Here is a 1,408-nt window from a genome sequence, read left to right as displayed (position 1 = left end):
TTTTATACGTGATACATGAGAATTTTATACGTGAAAGGTGAGAAGAATTAAAAAAAGAATTTACTTTTTCTCTTTTATATTATATACTAATACATAAGGAAAAAGTACGTGAGGTTTGAACATGAAAAAGTCGAAGTCAGAAAATGCTTTTGAGGGGTTGATGTCAAGACAAGATTATTTAGTAGTGCAAGCAAATGACCTAGCGAAAGCCTTTGGAAATTTAAAAGCCTTTGAACATAAGCTATTGGATTATTGTTTTAGCTATGTGACCAAAGAAAGCACTGCAACAGATACATTTACGACAAATGTAAAAGAGGTGCTGAAGAACTTTGGATTGAATGCTTCAGGGTTCAATTATGAGCGAGTGGCACGTGGCTTTAAAGCCTTAAACGAGAACACTGCCTTATATCTACCAATCGTTGAGAATGGCGTTAAAGGGATATTGATGACCCAGTTATTTAGAAAAATAAAATTCTTAGCTAATGGTGAAGTGGAATTTATCTTTTCAGAAGATGCTGCGCCTTACGTATTTGCTTTACGTAGCCAGTTCTTCTCGTTCAAATTGGCAGAGTTAGCTCAAATCAAATCAAAGTATGCCATTATTTTGATGAAATTGTGGGAAGCAAATCGCTTTAAAAATCAGCGTGTTACAACGATACAAGGTGACTTGGAAGAATGGCAAGATTGGTTCTTAGGAACTGAAAAGAGATTGGCACCAGCTATATTTGCAAGGGATTGTCTAAAAGTAGGTGCAGAAGAACTGGAGAAGAAGTTAGGAATTGATGTCTGTTTGACTGTGGTTAAGAATGGTCGCAAGGTCATTGGCTATGAAATGCAACTGACGGACAATAGACAACTGCTGAAATAATAAATCAAGCGAAATAGCGTAACGCTATTGACGTTTGTTTTGTAATTTGAGATAATGCTTTTAAGCAACACGAATAAGAAAAATCAGCTTGGGTAGATGGTAACACCCCTTGTTGATTTCTTTTGTTCAAAATACCAAAATATCTATGCAAAACATAGCAAGTTTAATCAAAAGGGTAGGTGTAGGGTTAGGTCGGGAAAGGCGTAGCCCCCGACCGTGTAACCCGTCTACACCGCTCACACTTTTGATTAAACGTGAGTGTGGGAGTAGCTACTCCCACACTCATTCGAAGAACCGACTACTCTAACAGTCGGCAAAAATAACGTGAGATGTACGAAGTACCAGCCGACTGCAAGTCCATTATGTGGCAAAAATCACGATGTGACGGGCGTTTTGGCGATTTTTGGAGAGTTACAAAATGTGTAACAACGAGCGTAACGAGAGTGAAAGGAATAAAAAACATGGGAAAAAATCAACAGGAATCAAGCCTTAAAATTGCTGATTTGCGTAAGGCTCAAAAGGGTTTCAAACCTCAAAAAA

General features: G+C 37.8%; 2 protein-coding genes. Both read left to right on the top strand.

The window, feature by feature from the left end; all coding sequences use genetic code 11:
• The first annotated feature begins 121 nt into the window (after positions 1-121).
• Complete coding sequence (locus HMPREF2574_RS00195; RefSeq protein WP_070812026.1) at positions 122-868, top strand: replication initiation protein; 747 nt, start codon at positions 122-124, stop codon at positions 866-868.
• Positions 869-1,197: 329 nt separating this feature from the next.
• A partial coding sequence (locus HMPREF2574_RS10640; RefSeq protein WP_218970103.1) for a hypothetical protein occupies positions 1,198-1,408 on the top strand: 211 nt, incomplete at its 3' end.

The sequence above is a fragment of the Streptococcus sp. HMSC034E12 genome, assembly GCF_001835915.1.
Lineage (GTDB): Bacteria > Bacillota > Bacilli > Lactobacillales > Streptococcaceae > Streptococcus > Streptococcus vaginalis.
This window is presented reverse-complemented; position numbering and strand designations above follow the sequence as displayed.

What these genes read in the sequence shown, in the direction of transcription:
- HMPREF2574_RS00195 (WP_070812026.1), top strand. Translation starts at nt 122, where the DNA reads ATGAAAAAGTCGAAGTCAGAAAATGCTTTTGAGGGGTTGATGTCAAGA.